The organism is Methanomassiliicoccales archaeon, from assembly GCA_035527755.1.
GTDB lineage: Archaea > Thermoplasmatota > Thermoplasmata > Methanomassiliicoccales > UBA472 > UBA472.
The window spans coordinates 14675-34179 of record DATKZX010000011.1 but is presented as its reverse complement, the minus strand read 5'-3'; the positions used below and the strand labels follow the sequence as shown (position 1 = coordinate 34179).

The 19505-nt window shown below is 56.9% G+C and carries 17 protein-coding genes; 11 read left to right on the top strand and 6 right to left on the bottom strand.

Translation table 11 applies throughout. From position 1 onward, the window contains the following. Window positions 1-305 precede the first annotated feature (305 nt). A complete protein-coding gene (locus VMW85_04915) occupies window positions 306-737 on the top strand; it encodes an archaellin/type IV pilin N-terminal domain-containing protein (GenBank protein HUT27368.1) in 432 nt (143 codons plus the stop codon). Between the two features lie 19 nt (window positions 738-756). On the opposite strand, the gene VMW85_04910 is transcribed toward VMW85_04915, so the two are convergent. After that, window positions 757-1179 carry an RDD family protein gene (locus VMW85_04910; GenBank protein HUT27367.1) on the bottom strand — a complete coding sequence of 141 codons (423 nt, stop codon included), beginning with the start codon at window positions 1177-1179 and terminating at the stop codon, window positions 757-759. Window positions 1180-1485: 306 nt separating this feature from the next. On the opposite strand from VMW85_04910, the gene VMW85_04905 reads away from it, so the two are divergent. The 6 genes from VMW85_04905 to VMW85_04880 all read left to right on the top strand — a co-directional run bounded on the left by VMW85_04905 (window position 1486) and on the right by VMW85_04880 (window position 7367). Next, window positions 1486-1812: a hypothetical protein gene (locus tag VMW85_04905; GenBank protein HUT27366.1), complete on the top strand. Its 327-nt coding sequence runs from the start codon at window positions 1486-1488 to the stop codon at window positions 1810-1812. After that, window positions 1793-2239: an arsenate reductase ArsC gene (locus VMW85_04900; protein HUT27365.1), complete on the top strand. Its 447-nt coding sequence runs from the start codon at window positions 1793-1795 to the stop codon at window positions 2237-2239. The genes VMW85_04905 and VMW85_04900 overlap by 20 nt, the downstream gene beginning before the upstream one ends. Continuing rightward, window positions 2236-2775: a DUF367 family protein gene (locus VMW85_04895; protein HUT27364.1), complete on the top strand. Its 540-nt coding sequence runs from the start codon at window positions 2236-2238 to the stop codon at window positions 2773-2775. The genes VMW85_04900 and VMW85_04895 overlap by 4 nt, the downstream gene beginning before the upstream one ends. A 90-nt stretch (window positions 2776-2865) precedes the next feature. Continuing rightward, on the top strand, window positions 2866-5979 hold the full coding sequence (locus VMW85_04890) for an ATP-binding protein (GenBank protein HUT27363.1): 3114 nt from the start codon (window positions 2866-2868) through the stop codon (window positions 5977-5979). Window positions 5980-6025: 46 nt separating this feature from the next. Beyond that, on the top strand, window positions 6026-6319 hold the full coding sequence (locus tag VMW85_04885; GenBank protein ID HUT27362.1) for a DUF424 family protein: 294 nt from the start codon (window positions 6026-6028) through the stop codon (window positions 6317-6319). 1 nt (window position 6320) lies between these two features. Beyond that, window positions 6321-7367, top strand: a complete 1047-nt coding sequence (locus VMW85_04880) for an NMD3-related protein (protein HUT27361.1) — start codon at window positions 6321-6323, stop codon at window positions 7365-7367. A 37-nt stretch (window positions 7368-7404) separates the two neighbouring features. Here the strand turns inward: VMW85_04880 and VMW85_04875 are convergent, their stop codons facing one another. Together VMW85_04875 and VMW85_04870 are read right to left on the bottom strand one after the other, a co-directional pair. After that, window positions 7405-8256, bottom strand: coding sequence for an ABC transporter permease (locus tag VMW85_04875; protein HUT27360.1), 852 nt, complete (start codon window positions 8254-8256; stop codon window positions 7405-7407). Window positions 8257-8260: 4 nt separating this feature from the next. Further along, window positions 8261-9199: an ABC transporter ATP-binding protein gene (locus VMW85_04870; protein HUT27359.1), complete on the bottom strand. Its 939-nt coding sequence runs from the start codon at window positions 9197-9199 to the stop codon at window positions 8261-8263. 103 nt (window positions 9200-9302) lie between these two features. Here VMW85_04870 and VMW85_04865 point away from each other — a divergent pair, with 103 nt between their 5' ends. Beyond that, window positions 9303-10172 (top strand): fumarate hydratase, encoded by an 870-nt coding sequence (locus VMW85_04865; protein HUT27358.1) that lies wholly within the window; start codon window positions 9303-9305, stop codon window positions 10170-10172. Next, entirely contained in the window at window positions 10169-10753 is a 585-nt protein-coding gene (locus VMW85_04860; GenBank protein ID HUT27357.1) for a FumA C-terminus/TtdB family hydratase beta subunit, read from the top strand. The genes VMW85_04865 and VMW85_04860 overlap by 4 nt, the downstream gene beginning before the upstream one ends. Here the strand turns inward: VMW85_04860 and VMW85_04855 are convergent. Both VMW85_04855 and VMW85_04850 read right to left on the bottom strand, forming a co-directional pair. Continuing rightward, a complete protein-coding gene (locus VMW85_04855) occupies window positions 10739-11764 on the bottom strand; it encodes a carboxypeptidase-like regulatory domain-containing protein (GenBank protein HUT27356.1) in 1026 nt (341 codons plus the stop codon). The genes VMW85_04860 and VMW85_04855 overlap by 15 nt on opposite strands. 34 nt (window positions 11765-11798) lie before the next feature. Further along, window positions 11799-12638 (bottom strand): hypothetical protein, encoded by an 840-nt coding sequence (locus tag VMW85_04850; GenBank protein ID HUT27355.1) that lies wholly within the window; start codon window positions 12636-12638, stop codon window positions 11799-11801. Between the two features lie 129 nt (window positions 12639-12767). On the opposite strand from VMW85_04850, the gene VMW85_04845 reads away from it, so the two are divergent. Continuing rightward, a complete protein-coding gene (locus VMW85_04845; protein ID HUT27354.1) occupies window positions 12768-18128 on the top strand; it encodes an ATP-dependent helicase in 5361 nt (1786 codons plus the stop codon). A 13-nt stretch (window positions 18129-18141) separates the two neighbouring features. On the opposite strand, the gene VMW85_04840 is transcribed toward VMW85_04845, so the two are convergent. Beyond that, complete coding sequence (locus tag VMW85_04840) at window positions 18142-18924, bottom strand: sulfide-dependent adenosine diphosphate thiazole synthase (GenBank protein ID HUT27353.1); 783 nt, start codon at window positions 18922-18924, stop codon at window positions 18142-18144. Window positions 18925-19129: 205 nt separating this feature from the next. Here VMW85_04840 and VMW85_04835 point away from each other — a divergent pair, with 205 nt between their 5' ends. Continuing rightward, window positions 19130-19504, top strand: a complete 375-nt coding sequence (locus tag VMW85_04835) for a helix-turn-helix domain-containing protein (GenBank protein HUT27352.1) — start codon at window positions 19130-19132, stop codon at window positions 19502-19504. The last annotated feature ends 1 nt before the right edge of the window (window position 19505 follow it).

Here is a 19505-nt window from a genome sequence, read left to right as displayed (position 1 = left end):
GCAGGTGCTCATGGCCAGTGCCAAAGGCAAAGGCGCCTATCCGGTGCTTCTCAGTATGGAGGAGCAGATGAAACCGGAGGTTCGTGAGATGCTGACCTTGGTATGCGATCAGATCGTGACATTGAAGTGAGAATGATTGCATAGGGGATCCAATCTCAATATTATACGATACTTCGTAATATTTCCCACAAACCGGAATTTTCTATCGAAGTATCGTTTTTTTCTCTGATTTTCAGGCAGATAATTATATATTCTGACATGTATAAACAGAACTTGGTAGGGTGACCTACCAGGAGACTATACGCATGAAGAAAATGTGGAAATTGAACAACAAGGCCGTTTCACCGGTCATCGCTACCATCTTGATGGTCGCTATCACCGTTGTTTTGGCTGCCGTTTTGTACGTAATGGTAATGGGCTTTGGAGGCGGTGGAGCCGATGAAACCCCAACCGGGTCCTTAACCTATAACAACGAGGGAGCTGGCGTTTACAACGTGACTATATCCTCAATAAGCGCGAACGATGTTCTGCAGAGCCAGGTAACCTGGTATGTTGATGGAGCCGTCGCAGATACCGCCGATATTGTTTGGGTAGGCGGTGCTCTTGGTACTAAGCCAGTAATTTCGGGCTCGTCAATAGAAGTGACCTTCGCGCTTGCTTCTGGAGCACACACCGTCGCTCTGTTGTATAACGATTCAAATAACAACATAGCAACTTTGACCATCAACGTTGCTTAAAATAAACCTCTTTTAATTTTTATTTTTTAATTACTGTTGTGGCTGAAACGCTATCGACCCATCTCTGCCTGGGATCTTGGTTTCTAGTAAAACCCACTAAAATATCTAGTGGTAAAAAAATATACCAGAACATCTTTGGAACATTCCTAATGATTCCTTTACTGAAACTCATTGGCCCATCAGTAGAAACTACAATTAATCCTAACATTTTCTTGCCAATGGAAGCCCCAGTCCTCGACTCAAATACGGCTGAATAAAAGAACCAACAGAACCCTGAAAGAACCCCGACCAACATTTCCTTTGGTTCCAAGTCGACCAAATAGACGATTAACACGACCGGGAGGAAGATCACAATGGCGTCGATCAATCCCGCTGCCAATCTCTTCAGCAGGTGCATTCTGAACTCATGACTATGCTCTATAAGATCGTACCCAGTCGGCATCTCCATCCCTTCTTGAATATCCGAGACAGAATACTTTATTCTTGTGGCCTGAAATAAAAGAAATATCAAATGGCCACTCAGCTCGCCCGTCTCTCATCACTGGTCAGAGCTGGGTTTATCATCATCGTGGCGAGGACGCATCACGCCTCCCGGAGATAAAGGTATGCCGGATTCTCGCTCCGTGATAACGCGGCATCCACCCTTATATCCCTAAAGGGGATATCTGAAAAAGAGAAAATATCAGGGTGTCCCGTCAAGGTCCGGTGCTCCCGGGCCATCACCGACACCAATGCCAGGTGTCACATAATGCTGAAATCGAAGGTCGATCCCCGCACCTATGCCGGAGGGCTGTTGGTAGCGATAGCGGTGATCGGTCTGATCATCAACGACCTATGGCCGCTGTGGTTGGTTCTGTTGGCCATTGCCATGGTTATGTTGACAACCTCCCTAGTTAGCGGGTACGAGTACCAATGCCTGAAATGCCAAGGGGTGTACAAACTGGGAGCGATGGGCGCACTGGCGTCCAAACATGGACGGGACAAGGGTGGGAACTGGGCCATTTCCCGATGCCCCCACTGCGGGGCGGTCACCAAGGCCAAGGAGTCACGATCACATGATTCGGAGAAGGTATAGGGACACTACAGTTAAGCGCACGATATTGTTCATATGCATGGGCAACGCCTCCCGTTCGCAGATGGCAGAAGGGTACGTCAACGCCCGCATGAGTGACAGGTACCAGGCCCGCAGCGGCGGGCTTAGCCCGGAGAGCGTCAGCCACAAGGCCGTAGCGGTCATGGACGAGATGGACATCGACATCTCAGAGAACCGTTCCAAGAGCGTGGAGGAGTTCTACGGCAAGGAGTTCGATTATGTCGTGACGCTTTGCGACGAAGCGGAGGACGAATGCCCCCACTTCCTTAGGGGAAAGGACTACATCCACTGCGGCTTCAAGGACCCGTGCAAGGCGCGCGGCACCGATGAGGAGCTTCTTACTGTCTACCGAAAAAGCAGGGACGATCTGACGAAATGGATAGATGACATCTTCGGGTCCGAAGCATGATCAAGCTCTACGTTTATGACGAGCGGGATTGCGATCCCAAGAAATGCACCTCACGCAAGATGATCAAGTTTCATTTGGCCAAGGAGCTGCCGAACCTCAGATCCGTTCCGTACGGGGTGCTGGTGCTCGACCCCTTCGCCCCCAAGGCCATCTCCCGCGAGGACCTGGAGCGGGTCAAGGCGCACGGCATACTGGTCATGGACCTTTCCTGGGAGAACATCGAGTCCTTCCCGAAGATACGCAAGGACGCCGCCCATCGGGCGCTACCATATATGCTGGCGGCCAATCCGGTGAACTGGGGGAAGCCCATGAAGCTGACCAGCGCCGAAGCGGTCGCTGCCGCGCTCTACATTCTGGGAGAGACGGAGCAGGCGCACGAGGTTCTTTCCAAGTTCAACTGGGGCGAGCAGTTCATACTATTGAACAAGGAGCCGCTGGAGCGCTATTCCGAAGCGGAGAGCAGCCAGGAAGTGGTTAGTATACAATGGGACTACTGCCCCCCGCCGGAAGAGAGCGCCCCGGAAAAAGAGGAATAGGGTAAAAAGGTAAATCTGCCTGTAAGGAATACCCTAGCTTCCCTAGCACTTGCTACGAACGCTCATCTTTCAAAGAACGGAGTGATGGTTTTGACTATCGACTATACTGACGAAGACCTGGTCGCCCGGTGGGAGGAATTCCTGGAGGCCGAGGACAACCGCCTCAAGCTGCTGGAGCTGACCGACCGTTATCCCGAGCTCAGGAGCCTTGTCGTTACCTATTCCGACATCGATAGATTCGACCCAGATTTCGCCTCGTTCATACTGGGCCATCCCGATCGCTCCCTACAAAAGGGCGAAGAAGTTATAAAACGACTGATGAACCCCTCCCGGGGAGACCTGGAGATCCATCTGCGGATCAGGGAGCTGCCGAGGGACAGCCGAATTGAGATCCGATTATTGAGGAGCGAGCACTTGGGAAAGCTCGTTTCCGTCGAAGGGCTGGTGCGCAAGGCGACGGAAGTACGCCCACGCCTGATCATGGGCGTGTTCAAGTGCCTGCGCTGCCCCGCACGCATCGTCGAACCGCAGGACGGCCTGTTCTTCCGCGAGCCCATGGAATGCTACAAGGAGCAGGAGGGTTGCGGGCGAACCGCCGGAAGCACCAAGTTCCAGCTGCTGGCCGAGGACTCCCGCTATGTGGACACGCAGAAGGTGGAGATGCAGGAATCCCCCGAGGGTCTGAGGGGCGGAGCGCAGCCCGAAAGGCTCACTGCTTTCCTGGAGGACGATCTGGCCGGGAAAATATCCCCGGGTGACAGGGTAGTGCTCAACGGCATCCTGCGCAGCCATCAGAAGGGAGCGCAGATCAAGTCGACGCTGTTCGATATCGATCTTTCCGTTCTCTCCTTGGAGTTCGAGCAGCACGAGTACGAGGAGGTGGTGATCTCCGAGGAGGACGAGGGGCTCATCAAGACCGAGGCGAAGGACCCCGAGGTATTCCGCAAGATCGTCGGTTCCATCGCCCCGGCCATTCACGGTTATGACGAGGTCAAGGAAGCCATCGCTCTGCAGCTTTTCGGCGGGACGGCGAAGACCCTGGAGGACGGAACGAAGATCAGGGGGGACATACACATCCTACTGGTCGGCGACCCAGGCGTGGCCAAGTGCGTCACCGGTGAGGCCAAGGTGCTCATGGGGGACTGCTCGGAAAGCAACATCAAGGAGCTGGTGGACCATTGGATCTCCAAAGGCGAAGTGAAGGAGGTCGAAGACGGAGAGTATGCTGAAGCCGACTTCGAGGTCATGACCTTTACCACCAGAGGTTACGTGGAGAAAGGGAGGGCGGTCCGCGTCTGGAAGCGGGACTCCCCTCGGAAATTGATCAAGTTCACCACCAAGGGGGGCAGGACGCTCACCGTCACCTCCACACACCCGCTGTTCGTACAGAACGCCTATTTCCTGGCACAAAGGGCGGCCAGCAAGATCGTGGAAGGCAATTATCTGGCGACAGTGATCGACCAGAAACCAGACGGCAACCACTGCGGTTACGACCGGGGCTTTGGCTGGGACCAGGTGGTCAAGCGGGAAGAGGTGCGAGCCGAGGAACGTTTCGTTTACGATATCGAGGTCGAGGACACCCACATATTCGTGGCGAACGGGATCATCTCCCATAATAGTCAGATCTTGAGATACATGTCCGAGATGGCCCCACGGGGGATCTATGCATCTGGTAAAAGCTCCTCCGCGGCCGGTCTCTGCGTGGCTCCGGATACCCTTATCGAATTGGATGGGAGGGAGAGACCCATAGGCGATTTCGTCGAATCGCGCATGAATGCCCCGCGAGAGATCGAGCCCGGTGTCTGGCGACAGGAGGCCCATGTCAACGGAGTGCGTTCGATCACAGGAGAATGTCATACAGACGTCCGACCGATCTCTGCGGTATTCCGCCTCCGGACCCCTTCATTTCTTGTGGAACTCGAGACCGAAGCTGGTAATAGGATCAAGGTGACCCCCGAGACCCTGCTTAGAGGGGTAGAAAAAGACAATTTCCAGTGGATAAAAGCGTCAGACGTAAGAGCCGACGATATGCTGCTCAACGTCACGGCTGGCTCTGGTCCAAGGGAAGCCCTCCCTACCCGCGTTTCGGCGGTGCGGGAGGTACGAGAGGAACTGCCCCCGTTCGTATACGATCTTACGGTAGAAGGCGCGCATAGTTTCATCGGAAACGGATTTCTTGTGCACAACACCGCGGCGGCGGTCAAGGACGAGTTCGGTGACGGCCGATGGACCCTGGAGGCCGGGGCACTGGTCCTCGCGGACAAGGGACTGGCGGCCATCGATGAAATGGACAAGATGACCGAACAGGACCGCAGTTCCATGCACGAGGCCATGGAATCGCAGCGCGTGAGCGTGGCCAAGGCCGGCATCACCGCCTCGCTGCAATGCCGCTGTTCCATGCTAGGCGCTGCGAACCCCAAGTTCGGGCGCTTCGATGACACCGAGGCCTTGGCCTCTCAGATCAATATGCCGCCAGCGCTCCTCTCTCGTTTCGACCTGATCTTCGCCCTGACCGACAAACCGAACGCCACGAAGGACCAACGCATCGCCGAGCACATACTGAAGGGGCACGTTCGAGGCGAACTGCGCAACGTACCCAACCCGGAAAGCATCAAGGGCATCGATTACCAGCGCATCATGGATGAAACGAATGTCCTTAGCCCCATCTACGACCGGGAGTTCATGCGGAAATACGTCGCCTTCGCCAAACGGTTCACCCCGGTGCTTAGCGACGATGCCCGGCAGATGATCATCGACAAATACCTGTCGATACGAAAACTGGGGGAGAAGCCAGGGTCGTCCGTGCCGATCACCGCCAGGCAGCTGGAGGCATTCATCCGTTTGTCCGAAGCATCGGCTCGGATACGCTTATCGCAGGTCGTGGCCCATGAGGACGCCGACCGCGCCATCAAGATCGTGGAGCACTATCTGAGAAAGATGGCCTCGGACGAGGGGACCATCGACGTGGACAAGCTGATGACCGGGACCACTCGAAACGAACGGAACCGCATCGCGTTAGTGCGGCAGCTGATACACGAACACTCCGATCCCCGTTCCGGGGTCTCCGAGCTTACCCTGATCCAGAGGGCGGCGGACCGCAACCTGTCCGAGGGCGAACTGCGGGAAGTGCTGAAGAAGCTGAAGCAGGCTGGCGACATCTTCGAGGTGCAGGCGGGACACTACAAGCTCATCTCTAGCGACTGAGGAAAGGTTTATCATCCAAGCCTAAGACTTCCGTTCGAGGATGAAGATGATCCGAGTGAAGGTGCACAGATGCGGAAGCAACATACTCGTTGCCGCCTGCGACGAGGGCTTGCTAGGACGCTTGCTCAAGGACGACAAGCTGCGCCTGGACGTGAGCGATGAGTTCTATGGCGGAGACCAGGGCGGGGAGGAGATGCTCGTGAGCCGGCTGGCCACGGCCACCATGGTCAATCTGGTCGGCGAAGTGGTCTGCCGCATCGCCGCCGAGCATAACTTTATCGACCCGGACTGCAAAATCATGATAGGGGGCGTTCCTCACGCCCAGATGGTAAGGTACTGAGATGTCTTTCTGCGTTAAGTGCGGGGCCGACGGCCCGACGTACAAATCCCTTTGCGAGAGCTGCTTCTTGGAGGGCAAGGTCTTCACCATCCTTCCGGACCACGTGGACGTGTTCAATTGCTGTCACTGCGATGATTACCTGCTGGGCGGTAAATGGATGACCGTGAAGACCAAAGAGGAGGTCTCGGAAAGGGCCACGGAGCTGGCGCTGAACGTCATCAAGGACGCCCAGGTGCTCAATGTCGCCCTTCACGCCGAGAAGATCGACGACGCCAATTATCAAGTGAACATGACGATCGGACTGTCCATCGAGGGGTTGGAGGTGGACGAGGACCGGAAAACCATCGTGCGCTTCAAGAACACGTCCTGCCCCCGTTGCAATAAATTGATGGGCAATTACTATGAGGGCACATTGCAGGTTCGCACGCGGGACCGCAAGATGCCCGAGGACCTGAGAGAGGAGATCATGGACCGCATCCTCAAGATGATGGATGAGCACATGAAGGACAATCGTGAACTTTTCATATCCAAGATCAATCGTCTAACCACCAGCCAGGGCGGGATCGACGTGATCCTTTCATCGTCCGTCATCGGGCGCAACCTGGCGCATCATCTCGCCGATCAGTATGCCGCCGAGGTCAAGGAAACGGCCAAGCTCGTCACTCAGAAACAGGGAAAGGACCTGTACAGGGTCACTTTCGTGGTTCGCCTTCCCGCATATCGCTTCGGTGACCTGGTGGAGTACGAGAAAAAGCTGTATCTGGTCGGCGCCCTGCGCTCCAATTCCACTAAGCTTACGAACATGAAGACCACGCAAGGGGTCATGGTCAGCAACAGCGACATGATCTCGGCCAAGGTCGTTGGGCGCAAGGAGGACCTGATCGAGGCCGTCATACTTACGGAGACGGACAGGGAGGTGCAGGTCATGCACCCTACCAGTTTCAAGGTCTTCGACCTCAAGAAGCCGCCGAAGTTCGAGAGGAAAGGGGACACGGTCAAGGTCTTCCAGTACAACGAGGAATTCTATCTTCTTCCTCTGCAGGGTTAAAAAAGAAATCGGGGGCTTACCCCCATTTTTTTCGTTCCTACGAGACCATCTCTCTCCTCTTGAAGAGGAAAAACCCTAGCAGCAAGCAGATCACCACGTATGCCGCCAGCACCGCCAAGGCGACACCGACGTCCGGGAAATAGTTCCAAAGGGTCATTTGCTCCCCTCCTCCAATAGGTATGGTCTGCGAATAGTTCTGGGGATAGGGGGTCTGCATCAGGGCGGTTATGGCCCCGGCAGAGTAGGTCAGCAAGAAGAACGGCTCGATATTTCCCAGCGTCAGCAACGCTGACACCATGGGGATGATCATGAGCAGCGCGAAGAAGGTCAGGACCAGCGAACCGGTCGATCCCTTGAACAGCGAGGAGATCAGGAACCCAAAGGCCGCCGCGGCCGCCCCGTAGCACATGGCGAAGAGCATGGAGTATACCCATAGCTCGGTGCTGCCCCCGGTCATGATCAATGTGAGCAGCGCCGCCACACCATAGTAGCTGACCAGCATGAGAATCACGATCAACATGGTGGAGAGATATTTTCCGGCGAAGATCACCGAGCGCTTCACTGGGTTGGGGAATAGAAGATATCCCGTCCTGTTCTGGAACTCGGAGACGATGGCGTCCCCGGCGAACATGGTGGCGCCTAGGACCACCAGTATGTTCACCCATTGAATGTAACTGGATATGTAATTCGCCGAATTCTTCGTGGTCGGCTGGTCCAGCAATATCGGTACGATGAACATGAGCCCCAGGAGCACGGCCTCTAGGGCCAGTAGGCCCAGCAGGCGTTTGGAGCGCAGGTGCTTCAATAGGTCGTATCGAGCCACCGTTATGACCTGGTTCAGGTCGGAAGGTAGCCTCCCGCGATTGTTTACAATATTAGCGCTCTCCATCTTCTCACCTCGAATCCATGATCAGTGACATGTACAACGACTCCAGTGCTAGTCCTGATTCCTTGAACGCGACCACTTTCAACCCCATGCGCTGGAGCTCCAGCAGCATTGAGGCCTGAGCATCCTCCGGTCCCTCGAAGTCCACTGCGAACGACAGGTCACCGGTGATGTTGAAGTTCTCGACACCTGGAATACCCCTAAGCGTGCTGAACATATCCTGGGTCAGGGGATTCAAGGTACGAACATCGATCTTGCGTGCCTTGACCTCGTTGATGAGCGAGGCGACGCTACCGGAACGCAGCATCTTTCCGCGGTTGATCAGGGTGACATCGGTGCACACCTCCTGCACCTCGTTCAGCAGGTGAGAGGACATCAGCACGGTGACGTCCATCTTATGCAGCTGTTTGAGAATGTCGCGCACCTCCACCATGCCCCGGGGGTCCAGACCCGACGTTGGTTCATCCAAGATGATCACCGATGGCTGAGACAACAAGGCCTGGGCGATCGCCAGGCGCTGCTTCATGCCCTTGGAGAACTTACCGACCCGTTGGTCCGTCCACTCGCTCATCTTGACCAGGTCCAGCAGGTCCCGGCCGCGGTTGGTGATCTCGGTGGCGGACATTCCCCGCAAGGAACCCAGGTATTGCAAGGTCTCCATCGGTGTCAGGTAAGGGTAGAACTCAGGGGTCTCGACCACCGCGCCGACGTCGGCCAGGGCGGTCTTGGGGTCCTCCATGACATTGATGCCGTTAATGAAAGCATGGCCAGAAGTGGCCGTCAGCATGTTGGTGATGATCTTGATGGTGGTGGTCTTTCCCGCACCGTTGGGTCCTAGGAACCCCATGAAGGAGCCCTGGGGCACCATCAGGTCCAGGTTGTCCACCGCCTTGAACCCGCCGTTGAAGACCTTGGTCAGGCCCTGAATATGAATCGGTCCGTCCATATCGATCGCACGCTAAATTCCCATCGCGCTATTTCATACTAACCTTGTTAACCAATGTTCATCAGGCCAAGGATTAATTCCCTCTCCGTCCATCCAGGTTCAGATGCTCTCCACAGGAGTGATCGAAGAGACCGTTGTCAGGCTGTTACGCGAGGCCGAATGCCGGCTGCCCCCGGACGTCTTGGCCGCTTTGGAAAAGGCGATCTTGATCGAAGAGGACGAGATCCCCCTCTCGCAACTGAAGGTCATTCTCACCAATGTCAGAATGGCCGCGGAAGGCATGAGGCCGATCTGTCAGGACACCGGCGTACCAGTGTTCTTCGTCCGCGGACGTTACGATCACCGGATCGAGAAGGCCGTTCACCGCGGGGTTGCCCGAGCTACCGAGGAGGTGCCGTTGCGGCCGAACGCGGTGGACCCGGTCACCCGGCACAACAGCGGGGACAATCTGGGCGAGGGAATGCCGCCGGTCCACTACGAACCGGCATCGATAGATTTCTTGGAGATCGCGGTCCTTCCAAAAGGCGCCGGTTCGGAGAACTGGAGCGCCTTGCGCATGCTGAATCCGGCGGACGGCGAAGAAGGCATTCGCCGATTCGTGCTGGAATGCGTTGTTCGTGCTGGAGCTCGCCCATGCCCTCCGACCATCGTCGGTGTGGGGATCGGTGGGACGGCGGACGTAGCGTGCACGCTCGCCAAGAAGGCCTTGCTCCGCCCACTGGGATCCAGAAGCCGGGACGAACGTCTAGCGGAGATGGAGGCCTCCCTGGAGACCGAGCTGAACTCGCTGGGCCTGGGGCCGATGGGACTGGGTGGCAGGACCACTGTCCTAGGCGTACTTGCGGAGAAGGCGAACTGTCATACGGCCAGCCTCCCGGTCGCCGTCAGTCTTAATTGCTGGGCGGCGAGGAAGGCCTTCGCCCGCATCCACCGGGATGGTAGGGTGCAGTTCACCCAGGAGGGCTTCGAATGAAGATCAGAAAGCTCACCTCCCCTATCAGCGAGGAGGAGGCCCGTTCCCTGGTGGCCGGGGAAATGGTCGCTCTGAGCGGTGAACTGGTGACCGCGAGGGATGAGGCCCATATGCGCGCGTTGCAATTGTACCGGGAAGGTAAGGATCTCCCTTTCCAAATGGAGGGCCGGGCGCTCTATCATTGCGGACCGATCATGAACCGCACGGACCGATGGGAGGTTGTGGCCGCCGGCCCTACCACCAGCGCCAGGATGGACTCTCTCGAACCGGAGTTCCTCCGGGCCTTCCGGCCACGGTTGATCGTGGGCAAAGGGGGAATGTCTCCCGATGTGCTTAGGACGTTGGCGGAAGTGGGTTGTGCCTACTTGGCCTTCACCGGCGGAGCGGCGGTGCTGGCCGCTAAACATCTGCCCGAGGTGCTTGGAGTTTATTGGGAGGACCTAGGTATGCCAGAGGCGGTATGGCGAATGAAGGCCGAGGACCTGGGGCCATTGGTTGTGGCCATGGATGCGCACGGCCGAAGCCTTTTCCAGGAGATCGAGGATAAAGTGAAAAAGAACGCCGCCTCACTCCTTCTTTGATTCGTCCTTCTCCTTTTCCCTTTCAAGAAGTTCTGGTTTCCTCCTGACCTTGTAATTCACGTACAGGCCGACCACCAGAACGATCAGGGAAGCGATCAATCCCACGATCATGAGCGAGTGGGCCAGATCGAAGTTCAGTATGAACTTCTGGGTGTTGTTCTCGCTATCGTATTCCAGGTCCACGTCCAATCGCTTGACCTCGAAGGGGGAGAGGCTCACCGATCGTTCTATGACCTGAAACTTATCCTTGGTGAAAGTGATGGTATAACTACCGGCAGGCACCAGCTGGAATGAATAATTTCCATTTTCGTCAGTAAAGGTGTCCGAGGTGAAAAAGTCAGTGGAAAGAACGACCTTGACCCCGGTCACACCATCCCCTTGGTAGACCACCATCCCCGTCAAGTTCGCCGGTTGCTCTTCCAGCTCGAAGTCCAGATTTTTCGTGACGTTGCGGACCATCTCGATAGGTGGCTGCGCGTCAGAAGGATAATACCCCGGCTTGTCAGCGATGACAGTATAGGTTCCTGGCTTGACCTTGTCGATGACATATTGCCCCAGGGGGTTTATGGACACCCCGGTGTAGTTATACTGATTATTAAGCAGGGTGACCGTAGCCCCGTATACAGGCTGGGTGCCATTGGTGACATAGCCAGTCAACGTGCAGAGCACCTCTGACATGGTGAAGTTCAGGCGCACTTCCTGCCCCAATCCTACCAGGACCCCCGCGTAACTGACGTTGGCCGTATGATTAGGGAGGCTGGCGGTGACATCGTACAACCCTGGGTCGAGCGGCAGTGAATAATTACCGTCCACACCGCTGAACGCGGTGAACGTATGGGAGGTGGTGACATTGACCGCTACGATCCGGACCCCGGAAAATGCCGCCCCGTCCTCGGAGACGACCGCCCCTAATAAGGAGGTACCCATGGCTGCTCCCTCCGCCTGACCGGGCAGATGTACTGCGCAGAGCACAAAGGACAATGCCAGCAATAGGACCGAAATCTTCCGCATGTCCATGGAGCATTGTCGAAGCATGGATTTAACTTTAATCGGGGAGAAGGACGCGCAAGGGGCCGCTCTCCCCGCTCACCGCCGCTAGGAACATGACCCGGAAGGCGTAAAGCAGGGAGCACGAGCGGGTGACGCTCACCCGCCAGGCCGCGATCTCCTTCTGGGTGAACCATTCCCCGCCCGATCGGAGGTATGGCTCCAGATAGATCTTTGCGTCTTGTACGTGATATCGTCTGAACGACAACGCTTCCAGCAGTTCATCGGTGGAAAGACGGTCGCCCAGATGCAGACAGGACCTCAGATATGACATCCCTTCCTTCTCATCCTCGTCAAAGAAAGCAGGGACACCTTGCACCGACAACTGCTCCAGCATCATCAACGGGAATAGCAGGCCGCCCTCAACGCTCCTCATTTCCAAGGAACGAAGCCCTGGTCTCCGGCCGGAGGAGGTCAGCATGCACCACAGGAGGCGGAACAGCTCCGGGCGCACCACGTGCTCTAGCTCCTGATGAATTGCCAGGAGTCTTGGCAACGGCTCCTTCTGGGTCATCAGGAGGTCGGCGTGCAAGATGCGATCAGGGGCCTCCCACAGTGTCAGCTCGCTCTGCTTCCATCCTTCCTGCAGGTGCCAACGAAGCTCCAGCCACCTTTCCTCATCCATCTCGTCCAGGGTGTGGTGCAATATGTGCGCGAAGGCCATTAGCGCCAATTCAGCCTCCTTCTCCTCCGGTACTCCGGCCTCTTTCATACAGAAACGGTAGGTGCGCCTACCGAGCGCCATGCTCTTGATCAGGTCCTCAGGGTCCGTTGCTGCGGCCTTCCATTCCTTCCAAGGTAGGCTGACGCCCTTCGTTTCAAAATTGAACCATCTCATCTCGACACCCGTCCTATTTTGCGCTTGCTCGAGCTTATATCTATCGACCGCCCACTTTCAGGCGGCCCGAGCGAAAATAATAATAGGGATGGGTTAGATTGATTGTGGTTCCAGCGGAGCGGTATCGGCATGCATAGGGTGAAGAAGAGGTCTACCAAGGAGGAGGTGTTGTCACTATTGGACCCTCTCATAGCGGAGTGGTTCAACTCTCGGTTCGCTGGTCTGACAGAACCGCAATCCTACGCTATCCCTCTGATCCACGAGAGAAAGAGCGTGCTGGTGTCGTCACCGACCGGCTCCGGCAAGACCCTGACGGCTTTCACATCCATCATCAACGAGCTGTTCAAGTACTCCAAGGAGGGAAAGCTGGAGGACCGCATCTACGTGGTCTACATCTCCCCTTTGAAGGCATTGGCTAACGACATCAATAAAAATCTGGAGGAGCCGTTGCAGCAGATGCACCAGCTTTCCCAGGAGAAGGGGTACGAGTATCCCAAGGTGCGCGTGGGCGTACGGTCTGGTGACACCTCTCAGGCGGAAAGGCAGAAGCAACTGCGCAAGCCGCCGCATATCTTCATCACTACCCCCGAGTCGCTGGCGTTGGTGCTTACGGCGCCCAAGTTCCGAGAGAAGTTCTCCCAGGTGGAATACGTCATAGTGGATGAGATCCACGAGATATGCGATTCCAAACGCGGTGTGCATCTCTCTCTGACGTTGGAACGTCTGCAGGAGCTTTGCCAGAACCCCATCACCCGCATCGGGCTTTCGGCGACATTGGCTCCGATCGAGGACATCGCCTCCTATCTGGTGGGCTACGAGGACGGCCACGTTCGGCCGGTGGAGCTCATAGAAGTGCTCACCAAGAGGAACCTGGACCTGGAGGTCATCTGCCCAACGGAGGACATGACAGCACTGCCCTACGAGATCGTCAACGCTCGCATGTACGATACCTTGAAGGAGATGGTGGACGCGCACCAGACGACGCTCATTTTCACCAACACCCGTTCTGGCACGGAGCAGGTGGTCTACAAGCTAAGGGAGCGGGGCCTGGAAAGCGTGGAGGCACACCACGGTTCACTGTCCAAGGAGACGCGCATCGAGGTCGAGGACCGCCTTAAGAAAGGTGATCTTAGGTGCGTGGTCTCGTCAACATCACTGGAGCTGGGCATCGACATCGGCTCGGTCGACCTGGTCTGCCAGATAGGCTCGCCGAAGAGCGTGGCGAAAGGGTTGCAGCGCATAGGCCGTAGCGGGCACTCCGTGGGCAAGACGCCCAAAGGCCGCATGATGGTCCTGGACCTGGACGATCTGGTGGAGTGTGCGGTCCTCAGCCGTGCGGCCCACAAACGCAATATCGACCGGGTGAGCATCCCCGAGAACTGCCTGGACGTGTTGGCCCAAAGCCTGGTAGGAATGTCCCTGGAGAAACGATGGACGGTGGATGAGGCGCTGCGAATGGTGCGCTGCTCCTACTGTTATCGCGATCTGAGCCTGGAATCGTTCCAGCAGACGCTGCGGTACCTGGGGAGCAAGGATGCGTTCGAGGGCGTGTACCCAAAGATATGGTACGACCCAGAGGAAGGCATCTTCGGGAAAAAGAAAGGTGCCCGCATGATATACTTCCTCAATCAAGGCACCATCCCCGAGGAGGCATCCTACAAGGTTTACAACGAGAGAGGAGGGATGGTGGGAGACCTCTCGGAGAAGTTCGTGGAGCGTCTGAGCGTCAGGGACGTATTCATCCTGGGTGGACGCCCGTACGAGTTCGTCAGGGCAAAGGGGATGAGGGTGTTCGTGCGCTCGTCGCCTGGGCGCAAACCAACGGTGCCCTCCTGGACCGGGGAGATGCTGCCCCGTTCGTTCGACCTTTCCATGGAGATCGCCCGTTTCAGAGGCGAGATGGAGAACCGTCTGAACGATGAGGAGGGAGAGGTGCTGCAATGGTTGATGGACAACTTCGCCATCGACCACGGCTCCGCTCTATCATTACTGCACTACTTCCAGGAGCAGAAGGCCGCCTCCTCCATACCGAATCAGCGCCGCCTGCTGGTGGAAGGCTACACGGACAAGCAGGGGAACAGCGGTCTGATCTTCCACTTCCCCTTCGGACGAAGGGTGAACGACGCGTTGTCCAGAACGTACGCCTTCCTGCTCACACAACAGCTGGGATGTAACATCAGCGTCTCCATATCCGATGACGCCTTCCTGCTGGTGGCGCCCAGGAGAGTGGACCTGAACCTCGTTCCGGGGCTCATACGGTCGGGGGAGATGCGCGGCATCCTACGCCGAGCGGTCAAGGATTCGGAGATATTCAAGCAGCGCTTCCGCCACGTGGCCGCCCGGTCCTTCATGGTATTGCGCAATTACAAAGGGCGAGAGGTATCGGTCAATCGCCAACAGGTGCGTTCCTCCTACCTATTGGATTACCTGACGGAGCTGGAATCGGTCCCGGTCATCGAGGAGACCTACCGCGAGGTGCTGGAGGATGTAATGGACATCCAGAACGCCGAGTCCGTGGTCCGTTCCATGGAATCAGGGGAGATGATCATAAACCTGCTCCCCTACACTCCAATACCTTCCCCCTTCGGGCACAATATCGTACTGGCAGGCATATCCGATATCGTAATGATGGAGGACCGCTCATCCTTACTGCGGGAACTGCATCGCAAGGTGTTGTCCAAAGTGCTCGGCGATGGACAGAGCTTCCAGTTCGAGGAGGCGGCGGTCTCGTCATATTTCCGGGGAAAGCGTGGTATAGTCGAGGAAAAGGCGTCGCTCCTATCGCTCATATCCCGGGCCGGTCCTCTTCATATATTCAAGGAGAAGGGCCGCAGCGTGTATCCATACTGCCGTCCCTCCCGGGAGCAGGTGGACCAGTGGGCCTCGGAACTTCTGACCGAGGGAAAGATAGCCTCGGTGCATCTGGACGATGTGTACTACGTAGCGACGGAGCACCTGCCGATCTATGCGTCCCTGAGCGAACCGAAGAAGCTGAGCGCAGAGGAGACCAGGGCATTGGAATATCTGCGGGACCCTCGAACGGCGGCAGAACTGGAGAAGATGATGGGCGTTGACCGGGAAGCAACCGGCATACTCCTCCGCTCCCTGGAGTCCCACAACATCGTGGGGCGCGTGGATCAGGCCAGGGGCAGGTTCGTCTATCAGGCCCGAGAGATCATGACGATACCCCGGCAGAAGGCCATCGACAAGGCACTGCAGCGCCACCTGGGATATTGGGCGCCATTGAACGCCGACGAGGGGGCCTTCGCCCTTCATCTGCCCGAGGCGGAAGTGCGAACCGCCCTGAGCCAGATGACCGAGGAAGGGTTGCTGGAAGAGGGGCGCTTCATCGTGGGGGAGCACGAGCAGTACATGCTCAAGCGGGACCACCTGCGATTAAAGCACGGTAAAGAAGTATACGACCACCTAACCGTGGACGCCTATCAGCGGTCGAAGTTGGAACGAAAGTTCGGCACCATCGAAGAGTGTCTCCGGAACTACGGGGAGATGGGAATGCTGTTCGACGTGGCCCGCCGCGTGGAAGATTTCCAACTGGAAGATTGGAAGGAGATGCGCGAGAGCGGCAAGGTCCTGAGCGGTCGCTTCATGCGCGGCAAGGTGAGGTATGTGCTTGCCTGCGACGCCCCTATGTATGTCAAGGCCTATCGTAATCTGTCCCCAAACGCCCAGGACAGACTGGTACTGCAGAACCTCAACGATCTTGATGGTGCCAGCATGAGGCACCTGGCGGCGGACATGGGCGAGGTCAAGGAGGTGGTCAAGGAATCCTTGGACCGTCTGGATCGCAACATGTACCTGGTACGCAGGTACGACGAGGGCGAGGACTGGTCCCGGGAGAACTACTACCAGACGTATGAGGCGCCCGAGTTCAACGGGGACCCTAAGGAAGACATCGTCCGACGGTTCATCAAGGCCTACGGTCCCGTCCCCCTCTTCGCCATACGCATGTACACCGATTTCTCCCCCTATGAGATAGAGGACATACTCTCCCGTCTGGAGGTGGAGAAGATCACCGTGGGCGAGACGGCTTCGGACATGTTCATCATGAGCGATGAACTGCCGGCGTTAAGTATGCAGGCCCCTCGGGAGGAGGAATGGGCGGTGGTCAGTCTTTACGATCCCTCCGCCCAGCTGCAGTGGGCGGAGATCAACGCTCGCTTCGGTGACTCATGGGTGTTCCCTATCCTTCGCCAAGGCCGGGTGGTCGGAGGCATGGAGAAATGGGACATGGGCGGTTGCATGGAACTGCGCGCCATAGATCTGGACCAAGAGGAGGACCTGCCCCTGGTCCTGGAGGCCCTTAAACCATTGCTGGACTTCCAATCCGCTCAAGGTTACGACCTGGTAAGGGTAAAGGAGGTGCTGGGGGTGGCCGCGGATGAGGTGACAGGGGAGGCCGCCGAGGCCCTGAAGACCGCCGGCTACCTACACCTGGAGGGCATGTGGGCCAAGGGGGCGACGGTCGAGGAACAGTATTCCGCCGAGCAACTGTTACGCTACGCGATGCATAAGCAAGGGCTGCTTCCCCGGGAGGCCTACCCCAACGTACTGGATGGGGTAAAGCACTGCGGCGGGTTCCGGGGCGATCCCGCTGCTTTTCAAAGGTGTCGGGTGAAGGTGCCGCTGAAACGTCTGGTCGAGCAGGGGTCCCTCTACCTGGTCAGCGGGCTGCCGGAACACATGATGTACACCAACATGAAATGGGCCTCGTTGTACCGCGAGGCCAAGGGCAGGGAGCTGTCCGCAGACGCCCGGGCCATGGTGCGCATGCTGGAGCACGAGGGACCGATGTCCCGCCGAGCCTTCTTCGACCTGTCCACCCTTGGTCCGGCGAGGACGCAGGACGCGCTGCGGGAACTGAGCAAGGCTACGGCCATCGGCTACGGCAGGAGCAACCGCATCACACTGATACCGCTCTCCGGGGAAGGGGTGAGGGAGGCCAGATCGAAGTTTATAAAGCTGCTATTCCGCAATTTCGGTGTTTTCACCGCCGAAAACCTCTCCCGTTACATACGCTTTGAGATGTCCATGCGTGAACTGCGCTCTCTCCTTGCCGAACTGACGGACGAAGGATTCCTGGTCAAAGGATTTCTGGAGAAGGGAGGCGACGCGGTGCATTGGGTGCTCAGAAAGGACGCGGGGAACATCGGCCGTCAGGTGAAGGACAGAGACCTCGTGATCTATCAGTTCGACAACATGGCACATTACCTGTACGACCTCATAAGGGAGAAGTGCGGGGGCATGGGCAGTCTCGTGATGCGCGGTCCCCTGGTCATAGGTTGCTTCCGCTCCCGTCACAGCGGTAAGGACCTGTCGATCGTCGACATGCAGGGTGAAAGGGAAGCGAAGAAGGTCTTGAAGGATTTCATCTCCACCATGGGGTGGACGATAAGGGAGAAGAGGACCAAGGCCATCCCGGACTGGGAGATCCAGGAGTTCCTGGGAAAGGTGATGGGGCAGGAGGAGTGATCCACTCCCAATCCTACTTGCCCTTCCTTTCTCGGGCGATGATCATATCAGCCACTTTCTTCCCGGATAGCAGCATACCGCCGAAGATGGGACCCATCCTGGGCGCTCCCATGACCGCGTTGGCCGCCATACCAGTAACGTACAGGTTGTTGTAGATCTCGGAGGTGTTCTCCACGGTCATCTGCTCGGCCATCTCGGCCCACATGCTCTTCTCTCCCTCGATCTTTCCCGTGGGGGTGTTGAGCCGGCCTACTTTTCGCACGACGACGTGAGCGATCTCGGAGGGATGTCCGGTACCGTCTATGACATACTTGGCGCGGATGGACAACGGGTCCACATGTAGTCCGGCCACCTCCACGGCGCTGGAGTTGATGACCACGCCGCAGACGCGGTCATCACGCATCATGACGTCCTCCACCGTTATGGTGTTATACAGACGCGCGCCAGCTGTGACAGCGGCAGCGATGAGCTTTGCGGATGCCTCTACCGAATCGGCGGTATAGTAACCGTCCTTAGCGTCCCGGAGTCGGACGCCTATCTCCTCAAGGAGGTGCTTGCTGCCCTCCTGGACCACGATGATGGGGAAGGTCATACCGCCCCCCCACATACCGCCACCGGGCGTCAGCTTGCGTTCGAAGATCACTACCCGAAGTCCGGCCTGAGCCAGATATCTCGCCGCGGTCAACGAGGATGGACCTGCCCCGGCCAAGACCACATCGACGTCGATGTTCTCCAAGAACTCCTCGGTGTATCTCTCCACGATCTTACGGGTGATCAGAACTTCATCGATTTCCATAGATATTCCTCAAGGTCTTACCTGACCGGTTGTTTGAGGTAAAGTTCATTTTTTATTTATACAATGCTCGGCACCCCTGCATGAGGGCGAAAGTTCTTCGGACCTACGAAGTGTCGTTCTCGATCGAAAAATCCTGCGTTTCACGTATTCCAGATATTCCTGACCATAGCAATCTTTAAGAATTGTTAAGCCGTTGATTGGGGCAATGAAGATACCATGCGAGCTGATCGTCTGGTACGTGCTGCCCTCCATACGACGTGAGTTGGCTAGGGAGCTCGTGCAGAAGCACCATTTGAGCCAGGCCGATGTGGCTCGCAAGTTCGGTGTGACCGATGCTGCCATCTCCCAGTACCTCAAGGCCAAGAGAGGGACAAATAAGGAATTGGAGAACAGCGGTAAGTACGAGGACTTCAAAAAAGAGGTGGAGACATCCGCCGTTCGCATCATCAACGGCTCGGACATCGTCATCGAGACCTGCCACATCTGTGAGATGGTCAAGAAGAGCGGGATGCTCGTTGGCATATATGAGACCCAAACAGGTCTGAAAGCGCCGGCATGCGTCTGCCCTCAAGGTCTATAGA